Source organism: Streptomyces sp. NPDC012510, from assembly GCF_042955065.1.
Lineage (GTDB): Bacteria > Actinomycetota > Actinomycetes > Streptomycetales > Streptomycetaceae > Streptomyces.
Window position 1 is genome coordinate 509,885 of the sequence record NZ_JBIBEN010000001.1, and the last position, 25,003, is coordinate 534,887.

Sequence of the window (25,003 nt, forward strand, 5' to 3'; positions counted from 1 at the left end):
GTGTTCCTTACGTTGTAGGTGGGTTGGGCCACGGTCCGCCCGGCGGTCCAGGCGGTGTGGCCGGTCATCAGGTCGATGTGGAGGGCGGGTGGCAGTCACTGGTCTGGGGGCATGTCGCGGACGGCACCTCCGCAGGGGCGTTCGGAGGCGGCCGGGCCACTGGGGCCGGTCCGCGCGGTTCGCCTCACCGTTCGACGAAGTTCCAGTAGCGGGAGATCGCGGCCTCGTCGATGTCCGGGACCCCGACCCCCAGGTCCCGTAGCCGCTGGAGCGTCCTGTCGTTCTCGAACTCCAGGGTCGCCTGCCACGGGTCCGGCACCTTCCTGGCGTGCTCTTCGAGATACGCCTGGTAGGGCAGGATCGGCAGGTCCTGTCCCCGTCGGCTCGCGCGCCGCAGGAGGTGCAGCCATACGGTGAGCGGGACCGCTTCGGAGACCGTCCCGCGCATCCGGTCGTACGTGCTCATGAAGGCACCGGCGCCGACCCGGCGCGGGTGGTGCAGGTGGTGCACACGGGCGGTCGCGGTCCCGGTCAGGATCAGTCCCACGACGGCGCGGGCGAGGACATCGACGGGGAGCAGCGCTTCCTCCCCTTCCGGTCCGGTCGGATGGCAGCCCAGCGCGACGCTGCTGGTGAGCAGTCGGGAGAACATGTCGTCCGGGCTGACGGCACCGGTGGAGGTGTGCGCCCAGATGCGGCCCAGCCGGTGGATGGCGCCGGTGGCCCCCCGTTCGAAGGCACGCTCCACCAGCCGGTCCGCGACCCATTTGCTCGCCGCGTACCCGTTCCCGAACGGGTGTTTCTCACCGTCGATCGGTGAATCCTCCGTGACCAGGCGGGAGTCCTGGCCGAGTCCGAACACACCGAGGGTGGAGAGGTGGTGAAACGCCTTCGGCCGGCCTTCGGCGGCCAGGCGCAGCAGGGTTCGGGTGCCCTCCACGTTGGCCGGTTTCAGCCGCGGGTACGGCGAGAGGTGATGGACGTGTGCGCCGCCGTGCACGATCGTGTCGACCCGCTCGCGCAGCTCCGCCCAGTCCGCGGGGCCGAGGCCGAGGTCCACCGCAGCCAGGTCCCCCCGGACGACGTTCAGCCGCGGATCGTCCGGCGTCGGCCTGAGGTCGATGCCGTAGCGCCGCAGGGCCCCGGTCAGCCGCTCGCGCGCCTCGGCGTCGGTCCGCGCACGGACGAGGCAGTGCACCCGCGCCGTTGTCCGGTGCAGCAGCTCGGCCAGGAGGAAGGCTCCGACGAACCCCGTGGCCCCGGTCAGCAGAATCTCCCGAGGACCACCGGCATGCGGGCCGGCGTGCGGCACGTCGAGGGAGCCGGCGGGGGATGTGCCGGACGTGAAGCGCAGGGCGGGACTCAGCTCGGCTTCCGAGTCCGGCACCCACGACGCGGCGTGCGGGCCGCCCTCCGTGAGGTGGTGTGCCAGTCCCGCCGGGGTCGGTGCTTCGAGAAGTGCCGACAGGCTGAAGCGGACCGCCAGAGTCTCACCGATCCGGGCGGCCAGCCGGACGGCGAGCAGGGAGTGACCGCCCAGCGCGAAGAAGTCGTCGTCGGCGGAGATCTCCCGCACCCCCAGCACCTCTGCGAACAGCCCGCACAGCAGGGCCTCCCGTTCGGTCCGCGGTGCCCGGCCGGTACCGGCGGCGGTGTCCGGCGGGGTGGGCAGTGCCCTGCGGTCGAGCTTGCCGTTGGGGTTCAGCGGCATCTCGTCGACCTCGACGAACGCGGACGGTACGAGGTGGGCGGGGAGGACGGTGGCGAGCCGGGCCTGCAACTCATCGACCGCCGAAGGGGTTTCGGCGACGACGTACGCCACCAGTCGCTGGTCGCCCGGACGGTCCTCGCGGGCGACCACGGCGGCTCGGGCGATCCCGTCGAGCGCGGTCAGCGCCGTCTCGATCTCGCCGGGCTCGATCCGGTAGCCCCGGATCTTGACCTGGTCGTCGACGCGTCCGGCGTACTCCAGGACCCCGGCGCGGTTCCAGCGGGCCCGGTCGCCGACCCGGTACATCCGGGTGCCGGGCGGACCGTACGGGTCGGCGACGAAGCGCTCGGCGCTCTGACCGGGGCGTCCGGCGTAGCCGCGGGCGAGTCCGGCGCCGGCGAGGTACAGCTCGCCCCACACGCCGTCGGGGACGGGCTGCAGGTGCTCGTCGAGCACGTACACGCGCGCGTTGCCGATGGGGCGGCCGATGGGCACGGGCCCGGCGGCGAGGTCGTCGTCCGGTTCGAGGCGGTGGACGACGCAGCCGACGGTCGCCTCGGTCGGGCCGTACTCGTTGATCACCACGGCCTCGGGGTGCCGATCGCGCCACGCCTGGAGAGCGGTGCCGTCGAGGGCCTCGCCGCCGATGACCAGGTCCCGGGCGTCGCTGACGCGGTCGGGCAGCGAATCCAACAGCCGCAGATGGCTCGGAGTGACCTTGAGCAGGCCGGGGGTGGGGGTGTTCTCGTCCAGGTCGGCGAACCGCACCCGGCCGCCCGTGATCAGCGGGGTGAACAGCGTGGTCACCGGCATGTCGAAGGCGAGGGAGGTGTGGACCAGGGACTCGCCGGACGCGGCCGGGTACATCGCCTCGGCCTCCCTCAGATACGCGGCGAGCGAGCCGTGTTCGACGACGACTCCCTTCGGGCGGCCCGTCGATCCGGAGGTGTAGATCAGGTAGGCGGCCTGGTGGGGGTGGACCCGGACGCCGAGGTCACCGTCCGGGGAGGTGTCCGGGGCGGCGGCGAGGGCGGCCTCGTCGAGCACGATCGTGGCGCCCGCGTCGGCGACCAGCGCGTCGATCCGTGCCTGGGGGTCGGCCGGGTCGATCGGCAGGTAGACGGCGCCGGTCTTCAGGACCGCGAGCAGCGCCACGACCACGTCCGGGCGGCGCGGCAGCACCACGGCGACGACCGTCTCCGGCCCCGCCCCGAGCGCGACCAGGTGCCGGGCGAGCCGGTTGGCGCGACGGTTCAGCTCCTCGTACGTCAGCTCCGTACCGTTCGAGGGCTCCGTACCGTTCGAGGGCTCCGTAGCGTCCGCGACGACGGCCACGGCATGCGGCGTACGCGCCACCTGGGCCTCGAACATCTCCGGTAGCGACGCCTTCGGCAGTGGCCGGGCGGTGTCGTTGCGGTGGACGAGGGCCTCCTCGCGTTCGGCGGGGGTGAGCAGGGGCAGGGCGTGCAGGGGGCGCGCCGGGTCGGCGGTGACCTCCTGGAGCAGGCGCAGATAGCGGGCGGCGACGCTCTCGGCGGTGGCGCGGTCGAACAGGTCGGAGGCGTACTCGACCGATCCGGACCAGCCGCCCTCGGCGGTCTCGACGAGCGACAGGGACAGGTCGAACTTGGCGCGGTCGCCGGGCACGTCCCCGACGGTCACCTCGAGGCCGGGCAGCGTGGGGGCGACGGCTTCCTGGTTGACCGTCAGCATGACCTGGAAGAGAGGGTGCCGGGAGCGTGAGCGCGCCGGGTTGAGGACCTCGACCAGGTGCTCGAACGGCACGTCGGTGTGGTCGTACGCCGCCACGTCCGACCGCCGTACCCGATCGAGGAGTTCCTCGAAGGTCGGGGCGCCGGAGGTGTCGGCGCGCAGCACCAGGGTGTTGGCGAACAGGCCGACGAGGTCTTCCAGCGCGGCGTCCGGGCGGCCTTCGACGGGCGTCCCGATCACGATGTCGTCGCCGGCGCCCAGCCGGTTCAGCAGGGTGACGAGCGTGGCGTGGAGCACCATGAAGGCGCTGGCGCCCCGGTCACGGCCGAGGGCGTCGACTCGGCCGCGCAGTGCGGCGGACACCGTGAAGTGCACCGTGCCACCGCGCTGGGACGCGACGGCGGGCCGGGGCCGGTCGGTGGGCAGCTCGATCTGGTCGGGGATCCCGGCCAGCTCCCGCGTCCAGAAGTCGACCCGGTCGGCGGGGAGTTCCCGCTCCCACAGCGCGTAGTCGGCGTACTGGACGGGCAGCGGAGCCCAGTCGGGGGCGCGGCCGGCGAGGCGGGCGGCGTAGGCCGTGGAGAGGTCCTCGGCGAGGGGCCGCATGGAGGCGCCGTCGCCCGCGATGTGGTGCAGGAGCAGGAGAAGGGCGTGCTCGTGCTCCTCGTCGGTGAACAGCACGGCTCGGATGGGCGGTTGGTGGTCCAGGGAGAACGGCACACTCGCGGCCTCTGCCAGCCCCGCGTCGAAGTCGGCCGGGTCGTACGACCGGACCGCGAAGCGCGGCTCGGTGTCGACGACGACCTGGTGCGGGCCTTCCAGCCCCTCCGGTCCATCCGGCCCCTCGACGATCACCGTGCGCAGCGCCTCGTGGCGCCGGACCAGGTCGCCGAAGGCGTCCCGCAGGGCGTCCCGGTCGAGGGTGCCGGTCATCCGCAGGACGACGGGGATGGTGTACGTCTGTGCCGGGCCGTCGAGCCGGTCGAGGAACCACATCCGCCGCTGCGCCGCCGACAGGGGCACCCGGTCGGGCCGTTCGCGCCTGACCAGCGGGGGCCGGGAGGTCCGCGTCGGCCGGTCCGCCAGCAGGTCCGCGAGCCCGGCGACGGTCGGGTGCTCGAAGACCTCCCGGATGGACAGCTCCGCTCCGAGGTCGGCGCGGATCCGGTTGACCAGCCGGGCGACGAGCAGGGAGTGACCGCCGAGGCGGAAGAAGTCGTCGTCGGCGCCCACGCCGGGCACCCCGAGGACGGCGGCGAAGAGGATCGCCACCCGCCGCTGGAGGCCCTCGGCGGGTGCCCTGCCCGCGCCCGTGGCGGTGAGGTCCGGGGCCGGCAGCGCCCTGCGGGCGATCTTGCCGTTGGCGGTCAGCGGCAGGGTGTCCAGCGGGACGAGGGCGGAGGGGACCATGTAGTCCGGCAGGGCGCGGGCCGCGACCGCGCGCAGGGCGGCGGGGTCGGCGGACCTGCCCGGCTCCGGCACCACGTAGGCGACGAGACGCTTGTCGCCGGGCTGGTCCTCACGGACCACGACGACGGCCGCGTCCACGTCGGGCTGGGCGGTCAGGACGGCCTCCACCTCGCCCAGTTCGACGCGGAAGCCCCGGATCTTCACCTGGTCGTCGACCCGGCTGACGAACTCCAGGCGTCCGGCCGCCGTCCAGCGGGCCAGGTCGCCGGTGCGGTACATCCGGGAGCCGGGCGGGCCGTAGGGGCTCGCGACGAAGCGTCCGGCGGTCAGGCCGGGGCGGCCGTGGTAGCCGCGGGTGACGAGGTCACCCGCGACGTACAGTTCGCCGGCGGTGCCGACGGGCGCCGGGCGCAGCCACGCGTCCAGCACGTACATCCGGGTGTTCCAGGCGGGCGTGCCGATGGTGATGACGCCGGGCGGCACGGGGTCGCCGGGCTCTATGCGGAACAGGCTGCAGCCGACGGTGGTCTCCGTCGGACCGTACTCGTTGAGGACGGTCGTGCCGGGGTGCCGGGCCCGCCAGGCGTCCAGGACGTCGCCGAGCAGCGACTCGCCGCCGAGGACGAGTTGCCCGCCCGGGGAGTACTCGTCCGGCACGGCGCCCAGCAGGTGCAGATGGCTGGGGGTGGCCTTGACGAAGTCGGGCCGGGTGACCGCCGCGTCCGGGTCGGGGCCGCTCGATGTCCAGCGGACCAGTTCCACCCGGCCACCGCAGATCAGCGGGCCGAACATGCCGGTGGCGGTGAGGTCGAAGGCGACGGGTGAGTGCACGAGGACCCGGCGGCGGATGCTCTCGTACTCGTGCGTCGCCCACGCCAGATACGCGACCAGCGACCGGTGTTCGACCACGACCGCCTTGGGCCGGCCGGTCGACCCGGAGGTGAAGATCACGAACGCGGCGTTCCCGGGCCGCCGTTCGACGCCCGTGACCGGGGCCGCGGACCGCCGCTCGATCGCCGGATCGCCGGGCAGGACCGTCGGGACGTCCGACACGAGGGCGACCTTCTCCACGAGGCCGGCCGTCGTGACGACGGCGACCGGCTCGATGTCACCCAGCATGAACCCGAGCCGGTCGGCGGGGTGGGAGGGGTCCAGCGGCAGATAGGCGGCGCCGGTCTTCAGGACCGCCAGCAGGGTCACCGGGATGTCCTCGGACACCGGTAGCAACACGGCGACGAACCGCTCGGGACCGGCGCCTAGGCCGATGAGGTGCCGGGCCAACCGGTTGGCGCGGGCGTCGAGTTCGCCGTACGACAGCTCGGTTCGGCCGTACGCGACGGCCGGGGCGAGCGGGGTACGGGCCACCTGGGCCTCGATCAGGTCGGTGAGGGTGCCCGACGGCAGCGCGTGGGCGGTGGCGTTCCACTCGGTGAGCAGCAGCCGCCGCTCCTCCTCACCCACGACGTCGAACTCGCGCACCGGGCGGGCCGGTTCGGCGGTGAGGTCGGCGAGCAGCCCGGTGAAGCGGTCGGCGAGGCGTGCGGCCGTGGACCGGTCGAACAGGTCGGTGGCGAACTCCAGGATTCCGGAGACACCACCCTCCGGGCGCTCGCTCAGGAAGAACGACAGGTCGAACTTGGCGGACGGGGACGCGACCGGCAGCACCCGGCCCCGGACGCCCGGCAGGCTGTCGACGAGGTCGAGGACGGCCAGCTGGTCGGCGTTGTTCCAGTTCAGCATCGTCTGGAACAGCGGATGCCGGGTGGTGGAGCGCACCGGGTTCACCGCCTCCACGACCCGTTCGAAAGGCACGTCCTGGTGGGCGTAGGCCGCCAGGTCGGCGGCCCGTACGCGCCGCAGCACCTCCGTGAAGTCCGAGTCGCCGGTCAGGTCGGCGCGCAGGACGAGGCTGTTGGCGAAGTAGCCGACGAGGGGCGCCAGGGCGTCGTCGGTGCGGTTGGCCACGGGTGAGCCGACCACGATGTCGTCGCCCGCGCCCAGCCGGTGCAGCAGCACGGCCAGGGCCGCGTGCACGGTCATGAACACGGTCGTGTGCTGCTCGCGGGCGATACGGACCAGCGCCTCGTGCAGCTCGGCGGGGACGGTGAACGTGACGGTCTCGCCCTGGTGGGTGGGCACGGCGGGCCGGGGCCGGTCGAAGGGCAGCTCCATCTGCTCGGGCAGCCCGGCGAGGGCGGAACTCCAGTGGGCGAGCTGTCGCTCCAGCTCGCTGTCCGGGTCGTCGGCCGAGCCGAGCGCGTCCCGCTGCCACACCGCGTAGTCGGCGTACTGGGCGGGGAGCCGCGTCCAGGCGGGGTCCTCGCCGCGCGCCCTGGCGGTGTACGCCTCGGCGAGGTCGCGGGCCAGCGGGGGCATGGAGGCGCCGTCGCCGGCGATGTGGTGCAGGACGAGGAGGAGGACGTACTCTCCGTCGCCCAGGTCGAACACCGTGGCGCGCAGCGGGGCTTCGGCGGTGAGGTCGAAGGGGACGCGGACGGCGTCGGCGAGCCGGTCGTCGAGCGCGGCCTCGTCGATCCGTACGACGGTCGGCGGCGATACGGACGACGGAGGCAGGACCACCTGGTGAGGGCCGTGCTCGTCCTCGGCGAAGACCGTCCGCAGCGTCTCGTGCCGCAGGGCCACGTCGGTGACGGCGGCGGTGAGCGCGGTCACGTCGAGGTCACCGGACAGGCGCAGCGCGACGGGCAGGTTGTAGGTCGGGGACGGTCCCTCGAAGCGGTGAAGGAACCAGAGCCGTTCCTGCGCGTACGACAGCGGCAGGCGCCCCTCGCGGGGCAGCGCGACCACGCCGGCCCGGCGCGGGCCCGCGGCGGTGAGCCGGGCGGACAGCTTCGCCACGGTCGTCGCCTCGAAGAGGACGGACAGCTCGACGTCGGTGTCGAGGGCCGCGCGGATGCGGCTCGCCAGCCGGGTCACCAGCAGGGAGTGGCCGCCGAGCGCGAAGAAGTCGTCGTCGATCGACACCTCGTCCGCGCCCAGCACCTCGGCGAACAGGCCGCACAGGATCTCCTCCTGCGGGGTGCGCGGTCCGCGCCCGGAGCCGTGCGCCAGGTCCGGCACGGGCAGGGCCTTGCGGTCGAGCTTGCCGTTCGGGGTGAGCGGCAGCGTCTCCAGGGCGACCACCTGGGCGGGGACCATGTACTCGGGGAGCCGGGCGGCCAGCCGGTCGCGCAGCTCGTCGGCGTCCACCGTCCCGCCGGTGGCCGTGGGGACGACGTAGCCGACGAGCCACTGCCCGTGCACGGCCGCGGCGGCCTGGGCGACGGCCGGGTGGTCGGCCAGCGCGTCCTCGATCTCGCCGAGTTCGACGCGCAGACCGCGCAGCTTGACCTGGTCGTCGGCGCGCCCCAGGTACTCCAGCTCGCCGTCGGCCGTCCAGCGGACCACGTCACCCGTGCGGTACATACGGGCGCCGGGCGGGCCGTAGGGGCTCGCGACGAACCGTTCGGCGGTCAGGGCGGGACGGTCGAGGTAGCCGCGGGCGAGCTGGACGCCCTCGACGTACAGCTCACCGGGCGCGCCGGGGGCGACCGGCGCCAGGGCCGAGTCCAGCACGTACACCCGGGTGTTGGCGACGGGACCGCCGATCAGCACGGTCTCGGTGTCCGGCGGCGCGGCCCAGGCGGTGACGTCGACGGCGGCCTCGGTCGGGCCGTAGGCGTTGAGGAGCACGGCCCGCGAGCCGTCGTGGAAGCGGCGGACCAGCTCGGCGGGCAGCGCCTCGTCACCGGAGACGACCAGGCGGACGGAGTCCGGCAGGCGGGTCTCGGCGAGAAAGGCGCCCAGCATGGACGAGCTGAGGTGCACGACCGAGACGGACTCCTCGCGCATCAGCCGCTCCAGGTAGAGCGGGTCGCGGTGGCCGTCGGGCCGGGCGACGACGAGGGTGCCGCCGTACATCAAGGTCCAGAAGACCTCCCACACCGACACGTCGAAGCTCACCGGCGTGGACTGCAGTACGCGGTCGGCGGGCGTGAGGTGGTGGTCGCGCTGCATCCAGTACAGCCGGTTGGCCATGCCCGCGTACGTGTTGACCGTGCCCTTGGGGCGGCCGGTGGAGCCGGAGGTGTAGATGACGTACGCGGCGTTGTCGCCGTGCGCGGTGACGCCGGGGTTCGCCGTCGACTCCCCCGGTCCCGCGTCGGGACCGATCCGCTCGAAGCCGTCCACGTCCCGGTCGGAGATCAGCAGCCGGGCGCCGGAGTCCTCGAGGATGTACGCGATGCGGTCGGCCGGGTAGCCGGTGTCGATGGGCACGTACGCGGCGCCCGTCTTGAGCACCGCCCACAGGGCCGCCATCAGGTCCACCGAACGCGGCAGCATCACGGCGACCCGTGATTCGGGGCCGACGCCCCGGGCGATCAGGGCGTGCGCGAGCCGGTTGACGCGGGCGTTGAACTCGCCATAGGTGACGCGCTCGTCGAGGTGCTCGGCGAAGTGCTCGTCCTCGAAGCGGACGGCTTCGGCGTCCGGGTGCCGGGCCGCCTGCCGCTCGAACAGCTCCACCACCGACGCCTCGCCGTCGAACCGTACGGCGGTGTCGTTCCAGCCCTTCAGCACCAGGGCGCGTTCGCCGGAGTCGAGCACGTCGACCTCGGAGAGCCGCAGCGCCGGGTCGGCGGTGACCGCGTCCAGGACGCGGACGAAGCGGGCCGCGAAGCTCTCGGCGGTGCGCCGGTCGTACAGGTCGGTCGTGTACTCCAGGCGGCACAGCAGCCCGTCGCCCTCGACATGGCAGTCGAAGTGCACGTCGAACTTGGAGGTGCCGCTGGTCACCGGGCCGGGGGCGGCGTGCACTCCGGGCAGGTCGATACGGGCCTCGGTCAGGTCCAGCCAGGCCAGCATCACCTGGAAGAAGGCGTGCCGGGACCTCGACCGCTCCGGGTTGAGCTCCTCGACCAGCCGTTCGAACGGCACCCCTTGGTGCGCATAGGCGGCCAGACCCGTCTCGCGGACGCGGTCGAGCAGGTCCTCGAAGCGGGGGTCGCCGGAGGTGTCGACACGGTAGACGAGGGTGTTGATGAAGACGCCGACCACGTCGTCGAGCGCCGAGTCGGGACGGTCGGCGATGACACCGCCGAGCGGGATGTCCTCGCCCGCGCCGAGCCGGGTCAGCAGCGTCGACACGGCCGCCTGGAGGATCATGAACGGGGTGGTGCGGCTGCGGCCGGCCAGGTCCAGGACCCTCTGGTAGAGCTCGGGCGCGACGCTGAACTCCACGTGGTCGCCTCGGTGCGTGGCCACCGCCGGGCGCGGCCGGTCGCCGGGGAAGGTGACCTCGGGCGGCAGGTCGGCCAGGTTCTGCTTCCAGTGGTCGATCTGCCGGGGCAAATCCCCGACCAGGGTGTCGCGCTGCCAGACGGCGAAGTCCGCGTACTGGACGGGAAGTGCCGGGAAGTCGGGCGCGGCGCAGTCGAGGCGGGCGCGGTAGGCGGCGGACAGGTCCTCGGTGAACGGGCGCAGAGAGGCGCCGTCGGTGGCGATGTGGTGCACCACGAGAAGCAGGACGTGAGTGTCCGGGCCGGTCGCGTAGAGCGTCGCCCGCAGCGGCAGATCGCGGGCCAGGTCGAAGGGCCGGGAAGCGGAGGCGAGCAGGTCGGGGGCGGGACCCGCGTCCCGTACGACATCCATGGTGAAGGGCGTGTCGGGGGGCAGCACGATCTGGTGGGGGCCCTCGTCGTCCTCCGGGTAGAGCGTGCGCAGTGCCTCGTGGCGGGCGACGAGGTCGGCGAGCGCGGCGCCGAGGGCGTCCGCGTCCAGGGGGCCGGTCAGCCGGACCTGGATGGGGATGTTGTAGGTGCCGGAGCCGCCCTGGAGCCGTTGCAGGAACCACATGCGCTCCTGCGCGAACGACAGCGGGAGGCGGGCCGGCCGCTCGTCCGCCGTGATCCGCTTGGCCTGCGGGCCGATACCGGACAGCCGTTCGGCGATCCCGGCGACGGTCGGGGCGGCGAACACGTCCCGCAGGGACAGGTCGACGCCGAACTCGTCCCGGACGCGGTGGACCAGCCGGATCATCAGGATCGAGGTGCCGCCGAGCGCGAAGAACTCGTCGTCGACGCCGACGTCCTCGACGCCGAGGACCTCGGCGACGATGCCGCACAGGATCTCCTCCTGCGGTGTGCGGGGCGCCCCGCCCCCGCCCGGCCCGGTGGTCTGCGGACCGTCGGGCAGGGCGGTGGCACGCTCGCCCATGATCAGCAGCCGGTCCGCCTCGGACACGGCGGTCAGCTCCGCCGCCGGTACGTCGAGTCCGGCCACCGCCTCGCCCAGCTGTTCGGTCAGGCGGTCCGCGATCCGTGTCATGGCCTCCGGGCCGAGGACGCTGCCGCGGTGGCCGAACAGCAGCCGCAGCCGCTCGCCGGGGAAGACGTACAGGCTCAGGGTGTAGTGGGTTCGCTCGTGGAGGTCTGCGTGGGCCAGGCGCAGTCCGCCAGCCTCGATGCCGTCGGTCGTCGGGTAGTTCTCGAAGAAGATGATGGTGTCGAACAGTGACTCGAAGCCGGTCGAGCGGGTGATCCTCGCCAGGGAGGCGTGCTGGTGCGGGCGCAGCGCCTGCTGCTCGCTCTGCACCCGGGCCAGCAGTTCCGCCAGCGGCTCGTCCCGCTCGATCCGGACCCGGGCCGGGAGGGTGTTGATGAACGGCCCGATCGTCGACTCCGCGCCGGGCAGCTCGGGCGGGCGGCCGGAGAGGGTCGTGCCGAACACGACGTCGTCCCGCCCGGTCAGCCCGGCCAGCAGCAGCGCCCACAGACCCTGGAAGACGGTGTTGAGGGTGAGCCGGTGCGCACGGGCCAGGGAGGTCAGCGCGTCGGTCAGCTCCTCGGGCAGGACGACCTCGTGGACACCGTATCCCTCGGGGGTGTGCCCGGCGGGGGCGATCAGGGTGGGTGCGGCCAGACCGGTGAGCCGCTCCCCCACCGCCTCAGCGGAGGCGTCCGGGTCCTGTTCGGCGAGCCAGGCGAGGTAGTCGCGGTAGGCGGGGGCCGGGGGCAGCTCCTCGCCGCCGCCGTACAGGGTGAACAGCTCGCGCACCAGCAGGGGCAGGGACCAGCCGTCCACCAGCAGGTGGTGGTGGGTCACCACGAGGCGGTCGCCGAGCGCGGTGAACCGGATCAGCGGCGGCCGGACGACGCTGAAGCCGCGCGCCCGGTCCCGGGCGAGGAAGTCCTCCAGGTCGGTCCCCTCCCGTTCCTCCTTCCACGCCACCTTCACGTCGGCGGGGACGATCTGGACGGGGACGCCCGTCGGGCGGGTGCGGAAGCCGGCGCGCAGGTTCGGGTGCCGGTGCAGCAGCGCCCCCGCGGCGGCCTTCATACGGTCGCTGTCGAAGCCGCCGTCGATGTCGAGGACGAGCTGGCCCACGTACGGGTCGTCGGGCTCGTACAGCGCGAGGAAGAGCAGGCCCTCCTGGAGCGGGGAGAGCGGCAGCACGTCCGCCGCGCCACGGAACTTGTCCAGCTCCTCCTGGGTGACCCGCACCAGGGGCACGTCGGAGACGGTGAGGCCGCCGCCTCGGGTGTGCGCGGCGAGTTCGGCGAGCGCTCCGGTCCACGCGTCGGCGATCGCGCGGGCCTCGGCATCGGCGAGGACGCCTTCCGGGTACGTCCATACGGCGGTGAGGGCGCCGTCGCGGACGTACGCGTCGATCTGGAGGGTGTGGGTGAGGGCTAGGCCGCCGTCGGCGACCAGTTCCACGGCCGTCTCCGAGTCGGCCAGGTGCCAGCCGCCGAGGGCGTGTGCGTCCAGGCGGCCCAGGTAGTTGAAGGAGATCTGCGGGGTCGGGAGTCCGGTGAGGCGGTCTCGCAGGAGGGCGTGGCCGCGTCCGCCGTGCGGGACGGCGCGCAGCTCCTCCTTGGTGCGCTTGATCAGCTGCGGCCCGGTCTCGGTGCCCGTGCCGAGGCGCACCGGGTGGATGCGGGTGAACCAGCCGACGGTGGTGGACACGTCGAGGCCGGCGGGCAGGTGGTCGCGGCCGTGGCCCTCCAGGTCGACGAGGACGGGGCCCTCGCCCCGCTGCCGCTGGACGGCGGCGGAGAGCGCGGCCAGGAGGATGTCGTCGGGGGTCGCCCGGTAGGCGGCGGGCAGCGTCGTCAGCAGGGTGTCGGTGAGGTCGGCGGGGACGGTGACGGTGACCGTGCGGGCGGTGCCGTGGATGTCCAGGGCCGGGTCGAGCGGGCGGGCGCCGAGTACGGGTTCCTCGGTGGACAGCAGCTCGGTCCACAGGGGCAGTTGGGCCCCCGTGTCCGGGTCGTCGGCGAGGGCGGCGAGGTGTTCGGCCCAGCGGCGCACGGAGGTGCCCGCCGGGGCCAGCGACGGGGAGCGGCCCTCGGCTCCGGCCGCGAGGGCTTCGGCGAGGTCGGTCAGGAGGATCCGTCAGGACACGCCGTCGACGACGAGGTGGTGCAGGACGAGCAGCAGGGTGCCGGGGGTGGACGGCCCGGCGTCGCACCAGACGGCCCGGACCATCTGGCCTTCTTCGGGGGAGAGTTGGCGGCGGGCGGTCTCCCTGAGCGCGTCCGGCGAGGGCCCGCTGTCAGCCTCCACCCGTACGAGGCAGTCCTCCGCCCGTACGGCGCCCACCGGCCGGATGTCCCGCCCGCGCATACGGAGGGCGTCGTGGCGGTCGAGCACGGACTGCAGGGCGGCCCGCAGTGCGTCGTACGACAGGCCGGGCTCCGTGGTGAGCAGCAGGGACTGGGCGTATCCGGCGGTGGGGCCGCCGCGTTCGGCCAGCCGCCGCTCCATGGGGGTCTCGGGGAAGGGGCCGACCGGGTCGTCGTCCTGGGCGGGGGCGTCGGCCGGCACCGCGCGGCTCACGGCGGCGAGGCGGGCGACGGTCGGGTGGTGGAAGACGTCCTGGGGAGCGAGAACGAGGCCCTGGCGGCGGGCGCGCCCGGAGAGCTGGATGGCGTGGATGCTGTCCGCGCCCAGCACGAACAGGTCGTCGTCCACGCCCAGTCCGGGGTGGCCGAGCAGATCGGCGGCGAGGGCGTGCAGGGTCCGCTCGGCGGCGGTCGTGGGGGCACGCCCGGCGGCGGGCGCGACGGGGGCGGGCAGGGCCCGGCGGTCCACCTTGCCGTTGGGGGTGACCGGGATCGACGGCAGGGTGAGGACGGACACCGGCACCATGTGGGCGGGCAGCCGGTCGGCGAGCCAGGCGCGCGGGTCGGTCGCGGGGGTGCCGGTGACGTAGCCGGCGAGCTGACGGCCGCCGGCGGCGGTGTCGTGCACGAGGACGACCGCCTGGTCGACGCCGGGCGCCGAGGCCAGTACGGCCTCGACCTCGGCGGGCTCGACGCGCTGACCGTTGATCTTGACCTGGTCGTCGGCGCGTCCGGCGAACTCCAGGTCGCCGTCGGCCCGGCGGCGCACGAGGTCGCCGGTGCGGTACATGCGGGTGCCGGGCGGGCCGTACGGGTCGGCGACGAAACGGCCGGCGGTCAGGCCCGGCCGGTCGAGGTAGCCGCGCGCCAACTGGCCGCCCGCCAGGTACAGCTCGCCCGTGGTGCCGTCCGGCACGGGCCGCAGGGCCGGGTCGAGCACATAGGCGCGGGAGCCCGTGGTGGGCGTGCCGATCGTGACCGGCACGCCGGGGGCGCACGCGTGGGAGGTGGCCGTCACGGAGAACTCGGTGGGACCGTAGGAGTTGTGCAGTCGCGCACCGCACGCGCGGTGGAAGCGGTCGGCGAGCGCGGCGGGCAGCGCCTCGCCACCACAGCTGACCATGCGCAGCGACTCGCTGGGCAGATGGGCGTACTCGTCGAGGAAGGGGCCCAGCATGGCCGGGACGAAGTGGATGACGGTGGCCCGTTCGTCGCGTACCAGTCGGGCGAGGTAGGCCGGGTCGCGGTGGCCGTCGGGGCGGGCCACGACGAGCGTCGCGCCCCGGGTGAGGGTCCAGAAGATTTCCCACACCGACACGTCGAACCCGATCGGCGTCTTGTGCACGACGCGGTCGGCCGGGGTCAGCCGGTACTCGTCCTGCATCCAGGTCAGCATGGCCGCGATCCCGGCGTGGGTGACGACCACGCCCTTGGGGCGGCCGGTGGTGCCCGAGGTGTGGATGACGTAGGCGGCGTTGTCCCCGCGGACGGCGACACCCGGGTCCGTGTCCGGTTCGCCCGCGCCGAGGCGGGCCGCGTTCTCCTCGTCGATGACGAAGCGGGCCCCGGAGTCGGCGAGGAGGTAGGCGATCCGGTCGTCCGGCAGGCCGGGTTCGACGGGTACGTACGCGGCGCCCGCCTTCAGGGTCGCGAGCAGGGCGACGATCAGGTCGGCCGAGCGGGGCAGCCGCACCGCGACCCGTGACTCGGGGCCGACGCCCGCGCGGCGCAGGGCGTGCGCCATGCGGTTGGCGCGGGCGTCGAGTTCGCCGTAGGTGAGGCGGTGGTTGTCGAAGACCAGGGCCTCGGCGCCGGGACTGTGACCGGCTGTCTCCGCGAACAGCTCGACCAGTGAGCGCCGGTCCCTCGTACGGCCGGTCTCGTTCCAGGCCTGGAATCGCTCCCACTGCTCGTCGTCGAGCAGGTCGATCGCGCCGATCGACTGCTCGGGACGTTCGGTCACGGCGTCCAGCAGCCGGACGTAGCGGACGCGGTGCCCGGCAGCCGTCTCGGGGGTGAAGCGGCCGGGATGCGCGTTGAGGACGATCTCCACGCCCTCGCCAGCGGGGTCGCCGAACGCGTGCACCGCGAGGTCCCGGACGGGGCCGGAGGCCAGCTGGTGGGCCTGGGCCTCGACGGCACCGAAGGGCACCCGGGGCGAGGCGAACGACAGGACGTTCACGGAGGGCCCGCCGAGACTGCCCGGGTGGGCGGCGGCGGTGAGATCCCGGCGGAGCTGCTCCTGGGGGTAACGCTGGTGACGGGTCGCCTCGTTGAGGCGGGCGGCGACGCGGTCGAGGAGCTCGGTGAAGGTCGTGGAGCCGTCCACGGGCACGCGCAGCGGGACGTCGTTGACCAGCATGGCCGGTGTCGCCAGGGCGTTCGGGCTCAGCCGGGCCGCCATGAACACGCGGACGATGACGTCGTGGGCGCCGGTGACCCGGTGGGTGTAGGCCGCCATGGCGGCGATCACCGGGAGGGACCAGCGGGTCCCGGAGAGGCCGCACAGGCGGTGGGCGACGTCCTGCGGCAGCCGGCCGGCCTCGCTGGGCAGGCTGGGCGCGAGGTCGGTGGTGCCGGAGGCGAACTCGGTGAGGATGGGGCCGGAGGCGAACCCCGCGGGCGTCGTACCGGAAGCGAACTCGGTGAGGGTGGGGCCGGAGGCGAGTTCCGTGGAGTCGGGCAGGTCGGCGAACTCGGCCCGCCAGTAGGCGCCGTCGCGCTCCCGGCGGCCGGAGGCGTGGTAGGCCTCCTGCTCGGCGAGGACCTCCTCCAGGGTGGCGAAGCCGGAGGCGGGCGGCTCCTGGCCGGCGGCGAGCGCGGTGTAGGTCTCCAGTACCCGGCCGCAGTGGAGGACCTGTCCCCGGCCGTCGAGGAGGATGTGGTGGTAGGCGAAGTGGAACCAGTGCCGCTCGGGCCCGAGCCGCAGCAGGGTGTGCCGGAACAACGGTCCGCCGTTGCCGTCGAGCGGTATGGGCCGCGCCTGGCCGGCCTCGATCCAGGCCAGCGCGGCGGAGGCCGGATCCGGCTCGCCGCTCACGTCGACAAAGGCCAACTCGCCCGTCACGGACGGGTCCAGGACCTGGCGCACGTCCTGGCCGGTCTCGTGGAAGCGGACCCGGAGTGCCTCGGTCTCGGCCACCGACCGCGCGACGGCCGACGCGAGCAGCTCGCGGTCCACCGCGCCCGGTACGTCGAAGTAGATGCCGCAGGAGTACATCGGGCTGTCGGGGGCGAGCCGCTGGGCGACCCACACCCCGTGCTGGGCGGCGGTCAGCGGCAGGCCGTGGCGCGTCACCGCGGTGCTCTCCTCATGCTCCTCGTGCTGCATCGTCAGGCCTTCTTCTCGCTCGCGAGTTCCGCCCCGGCCTGCTCCCCGACCAAGTCCGCCAGGACCGCGGCCAGCGCGTCGATGGTGGGGTGGTCCCAGGTCAGCGCGTCGTCGACAGTCACCTCGAACTCGTCCTCGATGTCGGCGGTGACGGCCAGCGCGGTCAGCGAGTCCAGGCCGTAGTCGGCCAGCGGGACGGACGTGTCGATGTCCTGCGGCGAGCGACGCAAGTACGTCGCCACCCGCTCGGTCAGCCAGGTGTGCACGTCACGGGAGCCAGCGGTGGTCATCTGGGGGTTCTCTTTCTGGTGGGGGCGGAACGAGAGGACGGTGCGAACGGCGGTGAGGGCCGCTGTACATGGCCGGGGTGCGGGCAGGGCAGGACCGGACGACGGCCTGGGCCGGACAACGGCCTGGGCCGGACAACGGCCTGGGCCGGACAACGGCCTGGGCCGGACGACGGCTTCGTCCGACGGCCTGTCACACGGTGAGTGGCCGTGCGGTCAGGCCGAAGGAGCGGCCGGTCCTGTGCCGGTCCCGGAGTTCGGTGAAGAGGGCGTCCTCCACCGGGCCGGGCGGCGGGCCGGGCCGGTATGGGCCCGGGGAGGAGCGGTGCAGGGCCGCACGCAGCCAGGCCGGATCGGCCAGGAAGCTCCCCGGTTCCGCGTGCCGCCACACCTGGACACAGGTGGTCCGGGTCAGCAGACGCACGTACCGGGTGACGAGGTCGTAGTGTTCGGGACGGGCGTCGACGCCGAGGTCGAGGGGCGACAACAGCACGCACTCCTCGGCGAGTTCGACCAGTCGCGCGAGATCGGAGCGGACGGCGGCGGACAGGTCCGCGTGGTCCGGTGCCCAGGGTTCGTCGGCCAGGGCGTGGAGCGAGGCGGCGAGCGGGTCTCGGCCGGCGGCGTGCAGCGCCAGCCGGTCGTGGCGCAGCGGCGGCAGGCCTTCGGCCAGGGCGAACAGGTCGGCGGGCGGCTCGGCGACGGATCCACCGGCGCCGGAGGGGGCCCACGAGCGGCGGGCCAGCAGCGGGAGTTGGGGCAGCAGGCTCATCTGGCAGGCGGCGCGGGCGATGTGTCCGAAGCCTACGGGGGCGAGGTCCCGCAGCAGCTTCTGGAACAGCGCGGTCGGCCCCTGCCGCAGGTAGAAGTGGGCCCCGAGCAGCTCCGCGAGGCGGTCCATGGCCTCCAGGAGCAGCCGGGCCACCTCGAACTTCACCGCGGCGGAGTACACGCTCACCGAGCCCGGCAGCAGATGCAGCGCGCGGGCACCGACGGCGGCCAGTGTCTCGGCGCGCAGCAGGTCGGCGAAGACGCCGGCCAGCGTGGATCGGACGTGCGGGATGTCGGTGGCGGGGCCGCCGTACAGGTGCCGTCCGCTCAGGTGGGTGACGGCGATGCGCAGCCCGGTGTCGAGGATGCCGGTCGTCATGGCGGGCAGGACGGTACGGGTGATCTGGAGGGCCTTCAGGGCGTTCTCCAGGCCCGCTCCGGCCCGGCCGAGGACGGCGGAGGCCGGCACCGGCAGAGCGTCGAAGCACATTCCGCCGAGCTGGACGCCGCGCATGCCGACGGTGGCGAAGCGCGGCAGGTCCGTCAGTCGGGAGGGGTCGGCGGCGGCGCGGTCGACGAGGAGCAGGGAGTGACTGCGCGGTCCGGGTTTCGGGTCGGTGCGGGCGAGGACGACCAGGGCGTCGGCGCGCCGGATGTTGGTGACGACCTCCTTGCGTCCGCTCAGCAGCAGGCCCTCGGGGGTGGGGGTGGCGGTGAAGTCGGTGCCCGCCATGTCGTTGCCGTGCGCGAGTTCGTGGAAGGCGATGGCGATGCGGCGGCCGTCCAGGAGCATGCGGGCGGCGTGCCCGGTCTGCCGTTCGTCCCCGGCCGTCCACAGGGTGACGCCCGCGATGAGCGAACTGGCGCCGTACCCGAGGCCGAGTGCCGGGTCACGGCGGTAGACGGTGCGCATGACCTCGGCGAGGTGGTCGGCCCGGTCGAGCCGGCCGCCGAGCTCGGGCGGTACGAACTCCGCGTTCAGCCCGTACGTGTGCAGCAGCGACTCCCCGGCGGCGAACGTCTCCGCGCGCTCGTCGGCGTCGAGGATCGCGGCGGCACCCGTGGGGTTGCCGGGGTCGAGAAGAGAGCCGAGCAGGTGTTCCAGCTCGTCGGCCCGCTTCGGGGCGAGGCCCGGCACGGCGGGGATCTCGTCCTGCGGGGTGTGGACGCGGGCGAGGGGTGGGGTGGGGTTCACGCGGCACCTCCCAGCAAGGTGAATACCGGTGTGGTGCGGTCGAGGAGAACCTCGGCCATGGCGTCGAGGACCTCGGGGTCCTCCTCGCCCAGCAGGGCCGCCAGGCAGGCTCTCGGCCACAGGGCGTCGGCCCCCGGCCGTCCTTGGCGCAGGGCGGGGTTCTCCAGCCACAGCAGGAGGCAGGCAGTGGCCGCGTAGGCGCGTTCGTAGCGTGCGGCGAGGTCGAACGCGGCGCTCGGCAGTCCTCCCGCCACCGGCACGAACGCCACCGAATCCGCCTCCAGGGAGGCGAGTTCGCCGAGCAGCCGGTCGGCGAGCGCGGCCAGCTCCGGCGGCCCCTCGTGCCCTGCCCGGTCCGCCGCGTCGGGCAGGGCCTGGACGACGCTGCAGCCGGTGACGGAGAGCAGGGACAGCCGGCCTCGGTCGAAGGCGGGCAGTGCGGCGGTGAGGTCCGCGGTGGCCCGCACGGCGTCGGCGTCGCCCCGGCGCCGCCGCAGCTGCCGTCCCAGTCGCGGGAGTTGATGAAGCAGGGCGGCACGGTTGACGGCCGTACTGCCGTCGAAGATCGCGCAGATGCGGTGGTCGCGTTCCAGCTTGGCGAAGCCTCCGCCGGGCGGAGAGGTGAGGAAGCCCCGTACGCCCAGCAGTTCACCGAGCGAGGTGAGCGTCTCCTGCGTCCGGGTCGGCACGAACGCCTTGCAGATCGCCGAGACCACGCTCAGTTCACCGGGCAGGGTGTGGACGGAGCGGGCGGCCAGCAGGGCCACGGCCTCGGCGATCAGCGCGGCGGTCGCGGCCCGGCCCAGGACGCGGCGCACATGGGGGACGTCGGCCAGGCGGCGGCCGTAGAGCTCCCGCTCGACGGCGAAGTCCCGGGCCAGTCGCAGCGCGTGGTCGGCCGCTCCGAGGGAGAGCGCGCCGCACGCGATCCTGGTGAGCTGGAGCGAGGTGAGAACCACCGGGATCCCGTCGCCCACCGCTCCGACGAGGGCGTCGGGGGGCAGCCGGGCACCGTCGAGGACGAAGCCGCTGATGTCCGCGCCGCGGATGCCATGGGTACGGACCTTGGGCAGGTCCCGCCACGCGCCCGCGGAAAGCCGTCGCTTGTCCACGAGGAAGAGGCTGAAGCCCCGTGGGCCACCCGCCGGGTCGGTCCGCGCGAGAACACAGGCGAACGCGGACCGGGTGGCGTTGTTGATGAGCCACTTCTCACCGTCCAGCCGCCAGCCGAGGCCTCCGGCCCTGGAACCGGGTAGCACTCCGCCCTCGGCTCCAGCTCCGGAATCGGCCCGGGCTCCGGATCCGACCTCGGCTTCGGCCCGGCCTTCGACTTCAGCCCGCGCTTCGGCTGCGCCTCCGGCCTCTGTCCCTCCCCCTTCCCCCGCCCCTGTCCTTGCCCCTTCCCCCGCCCCTGTCCTTGCCCCTTCCCCCGCCCCTGTCCTTGCCCCTTCCCCCGCCCCTGTCCTTGCCCCTGCCCCTGTCCGCGAGGCGGCGTCGGCGTCGCCTCGGCCTGCGGCACCGCCGCCCTTTCGGCCTCCCGTCGCGGCGGCTCCCGCTTCGGGGTCGCCGTTCGTGACCGGCTCCGCGACCGCCGCCAGTTCGCAGGCGAACAGGTCGGCTCCGTGGTCGCGTTCGGTCAGGCCCCAGCAGACCGGGGCGCCGGCGCGTACCCGTTCGGCGAGTTCGGTGGTCTGCTCCGGACTGCCCGCCAGCCATACGGGGACCGCCCCGAGGAAGGTCTTGCCGTGGGCGATCGCGACGGTCAGGTCGCGGCGGGCGACCGCCCGCAGCAGCCGTACGGTCTCGGTGACGTCGCTGTCCGGGGTCAGGACGTAGTGCGCGGCGAGCCCCGCGTCGTCGAGGACGCGGACCGCCCGGCCGGGGAACTCCTCGCGCTCGTCGAGCGCGGCGAGCCCGGCGGGCGAGAAGGCCTCGTCCTCGTGCGCGGCGAGCAGGGCTTCCAGGCCGGCCGTGGTCGGCCCGGGGCGGAGCGGGGCACGGTCGTCGGTCGCCGTGATGCCGGTCGTCACGCGCTCACCCGCCGATGTGTCAGGAGGGCCGAGGTGAGCAGCGGATCCTCGCTCAGGTGCAGGGTCCGGAGCTCCCCGCCGACATACTGGGCGCGCATCGCCGACCGCTGCACCTTGCCGCTCGTGGTGCGTCGCACGCCGGCGGGCCGGACGAGGGCCACGGCACCGACCGGGACGCCGAACTCCCTGGCCACCGTCTGCTTCATCGCGACGGCGATCTCGCCGAGCCGTTCGGCACCCCAGTGGGCGCGTATCTCGTGCACGACGACAGCCGAGGGCGTGTGGTCCACTCCGTCCGCGTCGCCGACCATGAACACCGCCCCGTGCAGGCCCTCCAACTCCTCGTGCTGAGCCCGTAGTTCGTCCTCGATGTCCTGGGGGTAGAGGTTGCGTCCGTGCAGGACGAGGACGTCCTTGCGGCGGCCGGTGATGTAGAGGTCGCCGTCGCGCCGACCGCCGAGGTCGCCGGTGCGCAGGAACGGGCCCCGGCCGTCGGCGGTGCACGCGCGGAAGGCGGCGTCCGTGGCCTCCGTGTTGTTCCAGTAGCCGGCGGTGACGCAGGGGCCGCCGAGCCAGATCTCGCCGATCCGGCCGTCGGGCAGCGTCCGACGGCTGTCCGGGTCGACGATCAGCACCTCCGAGCCGGTCGAGGGACCGCATCCGGTCAGCGTGCGGGTGGCGGCCCCGTCCTCGGCGGTCCGCAGGAGCCCCTCCTCCAGCGCGGGCACATCGGCCTCGGTCACGACCGTCGGCCGCCCGTGGGTACCGGAGACGAGCAGGGTCGCCTCCGCCAGCCCGTACATCGGGAGGAACTGCTCGGGCCGGAACCCGGCGGCGGCGAACCGCTCGCAGAAGCGGCTCACCGTGTCGGCGCGGACCGGTTCGGAGCCGTCGCCCATGCCGGCCAGACGCGACAGGTCGAGCGTGGCGAGCTGCTCGTCGGTCACCCGTCGGACACAGAGGTCGTACGCGAAGTCCGGTGCGGCGGTGCCGTGGACGTCGAGCGCGTCCAGCATCCGCAGCCAGTTGTACGGGCGGCGCAGGAAGGACATCGGGTCCATCTGGACGTATCCGCGGCCCCGAAGCAGGCCGGGCAGCATCATGCCGATCAGGCCCATGTCGTGGTAGAGCGGGATCCAGCTGCCCCACCGCGCCTCGGGTCCGAGGCCGTAGGCCCGCTCGACCCACTCCGCGTTGAGCGCCAGGTTGCCGTGGCTGACCATCACTCCCTTCGGCGTGCCGGTCGAACCGGACGTGTACTGGAGCAGGGCCAGGGTCTGCGCGGACACGGCGGGCGCGATCCAGGCCTCCGGGTCGCCCTCGCCGGTGTCGGTGGCGTGAACGACCGCGCCCACGACGCCTTCCTCGGCCAGCCACTTCTCGACGTCCGGCAGGACCGACTCCTGCGTCAGCACCGCCCGCACCCCCGCGTCCCGGGCGATCGAGGCGAGCCTGCGGCGCTCATGGCGGTAGCGGCCCGGCATAGGGGCGGGGACGGCGATGAGGCCGGCGTAGACACACGCGGAGAAAGCGGTGGCGAACTCGACGCCCGGCGGATGGAGGAGGAGGACGCGATCGCCCGGCAGAAGCCTTTCCTGAAGCCAGGACGCGATGCGCCGGGAAAAAAGATCGAGCTCTTCCCTGGTACGCACCGAGCAACGGATCTCATCGAATTCGGAAACGAATGTCACGGCGGGCCCGTGCGGGTCACGCACCGCCCTTTCGCGAAGCATCGTGAGTAATTCATGCACGACACAAACAGTACGTCGACGGGGATGCAGAACCCCTCAATCCCTCACCAAGTAACGATCAAGAAACACAAAGCGGAGCCCAAAAAACCTTGATCATCTCTAGATGGATCGACGTCGGAAGCTTGGAGTACAACAGGAAGCGGCAGACTCAACCAGCCAGCGACAGAGACGAGTTGGGCATCCGTGCATCCCACGACCGCGCCGACCATCCGCGTACACGGAATCCACAAAAAATTCCGACATCATCACGCGTTACGTGGAGTGGATCTGGAAGTAGCCTCTGGAGAGGTCATGGCCCTGCTGGGGCCGAACGGAGCCGGGAAAACCACTCTGGTCAAAATCCTCACGACACTGCTGAAACCGGATTCCGGATCAGCCGTGGTGAACGGCTGGGATGTTTCGAGTGAACCCGAAAAAGTGCGATCCTCGATCGGAATGGCAGGCCAGTTCGCGACCGTAGACGGTGTACTGACCGGTTTCGAGAATCTCTGCCTCGTCGCGAGGCTGCGCGGCATGGGCGGCCGGACGGCCCGGCGCGTCGCCGACGACCTGCTGGCACGGTTCCGGCTCACCGAGGCGGCCGGACGCCCGGCGGGCACCTACTCGGGCGGTATGCGCCGGCGGCTGGACCTGGCCGCCGCACTCGTCGGCTCCCCGCCCCTGGTGATCCTGGACGAGCCCACCACCGGACTCGACCCCGAGGCCAGGCTCGACACCTGGGAAGCGGTCGGCGAACTCGTAACCGGCGGCACCACGATCCTGCTCACCACCCAGTACCTGGAGGAGGCGGACCGGCTCGCGGACCGCATCACCGTCATCGACCGGGGCGCGGTCGTGGCCGAGGGCACCAGCGACCACCTCAAGGCCGGGGCCGGCCAGCGGCTCGTCCTGTGCGTCGCCGACGACGCCCAGCTCGCCCCCGCCGTCCGCGCCCTGGCCCGGGCCACCGGCACGGAACCGGAGGTGAACCGCCGGGCCCACCGCCTGGAGGCGGCCGTCACCGACGGCTCCGCCGTCCTCGGCCGTGCCCTCGCCGCGCTGGACGACGAGGGAGTCGACGTCCTGGAGGTGGGTCTGAGCCGCAGCACCCTGGACGACGTGTTCCTCGCCCTCACCGGGAAGGGCGTCACTCAGGCCCCCACCGGGAAGGGTGCCGCACAGCCCGCGGTGAACGGCGCGCGAGCCCGGGAGGCCCGGTGAGCGCGATCACCCGTACACCGGGGTCCGGGAAGCCGCCGGCCCCCGAGCGCCCCGCACCCGCCCCGGCCGACGGTCGCTCCGACCCCCTCGGCCCGGCCGGTCCCCACCGCAGCGCCCTCACCCGGTTCGCTCTCCTGCGGATCAGCCGGGAGAGCGCCGATCTCGCCATGCGCAACCTGTTCCATCTGCGGCGCACGCCAGGACTCCTCGTCTCCTGCCTGGTGGAACCGGTCGTGTACGCCATGCTGATCGGCTACGTCTTCGGCAGCAGCCTGGGCGGCGACGCCTACCGCTCGTACATGGTTCCCGGGCTGATCGCCCAGACCGTGGCCTTCACCACGACGTTCACCACGGTCGGACTGTCCCGGGACCTGGAACAGGGCATGGTCGACCGCTTCCGCACGCTGCCGGTCTCCCGTGTCTCCCTGCTGCTCGGCCGGACGACCTCCGACCTCACCACCTGCGTGGCGAGCGTCGCGGTCACCACCGCGTGCGGGCTGCTGATGGGCTGGCACCCGCACACCCATCCCGTCCAGGTGGCCATCGGATTCCTGCTCGTCCTGCTCTTCGCCTTCGCGATGTCGTGGATCGGTGTGTTCGTCAGCCTCGTCTGTCCGAACGTCCAGGTGGCGGCGAGCGTGGGCATCATCTGGCTGTTCCCCGCCACGTTCATCTCCTCCGGGTTCGTCTCCGGCGCCGGCCTCCCCGGCCCGCTGTCCACCGTCGCCGCCTGGAACCCGATCACCTCGCTCGCGAACGCCCTGCGCCGTCTCTTCGGCAACACCCCTCCACCGGGCTTCCGCCTCCAGGACAACTGGCCCGCCCACCATCCCGCGCTCTACACCCTGGCCTTCTCGGCCCTGCTCATCGCCGTCTTCACCACTCTCTCGACGTGGCGCTACCGCACCCGTACGAGCCGCTGACCCGCACGCGCCCGGCGCGGGGAACCCCGCTCGCGACGGACGCACCGCACAGGA

General features: G+C 73.3%; 7 protein-coding genes and 1 pseudogene. 2 read left to right on the forward strand and 6 right to left on the reverse strand.

Annotation, left to right across the window (positions count from 1 at the left end):
• Positions 1–184 precede the first annotated feature (184 nt).
• From ACFY9I_RS02290 to ACFY9I_RS02315, 6 genes and pseudogenes are all read right to left on the reverse strand, one after another.
• Entirely contained in the window at positions 185–11,050 is a 10,866-nt protein-coding gene (locus ACFY9I_RS02290) for an amino acid adenylation domain-containing protein (RefSeq protein WP_390995741.1), read from the reverse strand.
• 21 nt (positions 11,051–11,071) lie between these two features.
• Positions 11,072–16,792, reverse strand: a pseudogene (locus ACFY9I_RS02295) (amino acid adenylation domain-containing protein); the annotation flags it as partial.
• 2 nt (positions 16,793–16,794) lie between these two features.
• A complete protein-coding gene (locus ACFY9I_RS02300) occupies positions 16,795–17,082 on the reverse strand; it encodes a phosphopantetheine-binding protein (protein WP_390995358.1) in 288 nt (95 codons plus the stop codon).
• Positions 17,083–17,272: 190 nt separating this feature from the next.
• Positions 17,273–19,045 carry an acyl-CoA dehydrogenase family protein gene (locus ACFY9I_RS02305; protein ID WP_390995360.1) on the reverse strand — a complete coding sequence of 591 codons (1,773 nt, stop codon included), beginning with the start codon at positions 19,043–19,045 and terminating at the stop codon, positions 17,273–17,275.
• Positions 19,042–21,075, reverse strand: coding sequence for an acyl-CoA dehydrogenase family protein (locus ACFY9I_RS02310; RefSeq protein ID WP_390995363.1), 2,034 nt, complete (start codon positions 21,073–21,075; stop codon positions 19,042–19,044). The genes ACFY9I_RS02305 and ACFY9I_RS02310 overlap by 4 nt, the downstream gene beginning before the upstream one ends.
• Positions 21,072–22,808 carry an AMP-binding protein gene (locus ACFY9I_RS02315; protein ID WP_390995744.1) on the reverse strand — a complete coding sequence of 579 codons (1,737 nt, stop codon included), beginning with the start codon at positions 22,806–22,808 and terminating at the stop codon, positions 21,072–21,074. Before ACFY9I_RS02315 ends, ACFY9I_RS02310 begins: the two co-directional genes overlap by 4 nt.
• A 201-nt stretch (positions 22,809–23,009) precedes the next feature.
• Here ACFY9I_RS02315 and ACFY9I_RS02320 point away from each other — a divergent pair, with 201 nt between their 5' ends.
• The gene (locus tag ACFY9I_RS02320) at positions 23,010–24,026 is read left to right on the forward strand and encodes an ATP-binding cassette domain-containing protein (RefSeq protein ID WP_390995365.1); all 1,017 of its coding nucleotides are present in this window, start codon (positions 23,010–23,012) and stop codon (positions 24,024–24,026) included.
• Entirely contained in the window at positions 24,023–24,949 is a 927-nt protein-coding gene (locus tag ACFY9I_RS02325; protein WP_390995368.1) for an ABC transporter permease, read from the forward strand. Before ACFY9I_RS02320 ends, ACFY9I_RS02325 begins: the two co-directional genes overlap by 4 nt.
• Positions 24,950–25,003 lie beyond the last annotated feature (54 nt).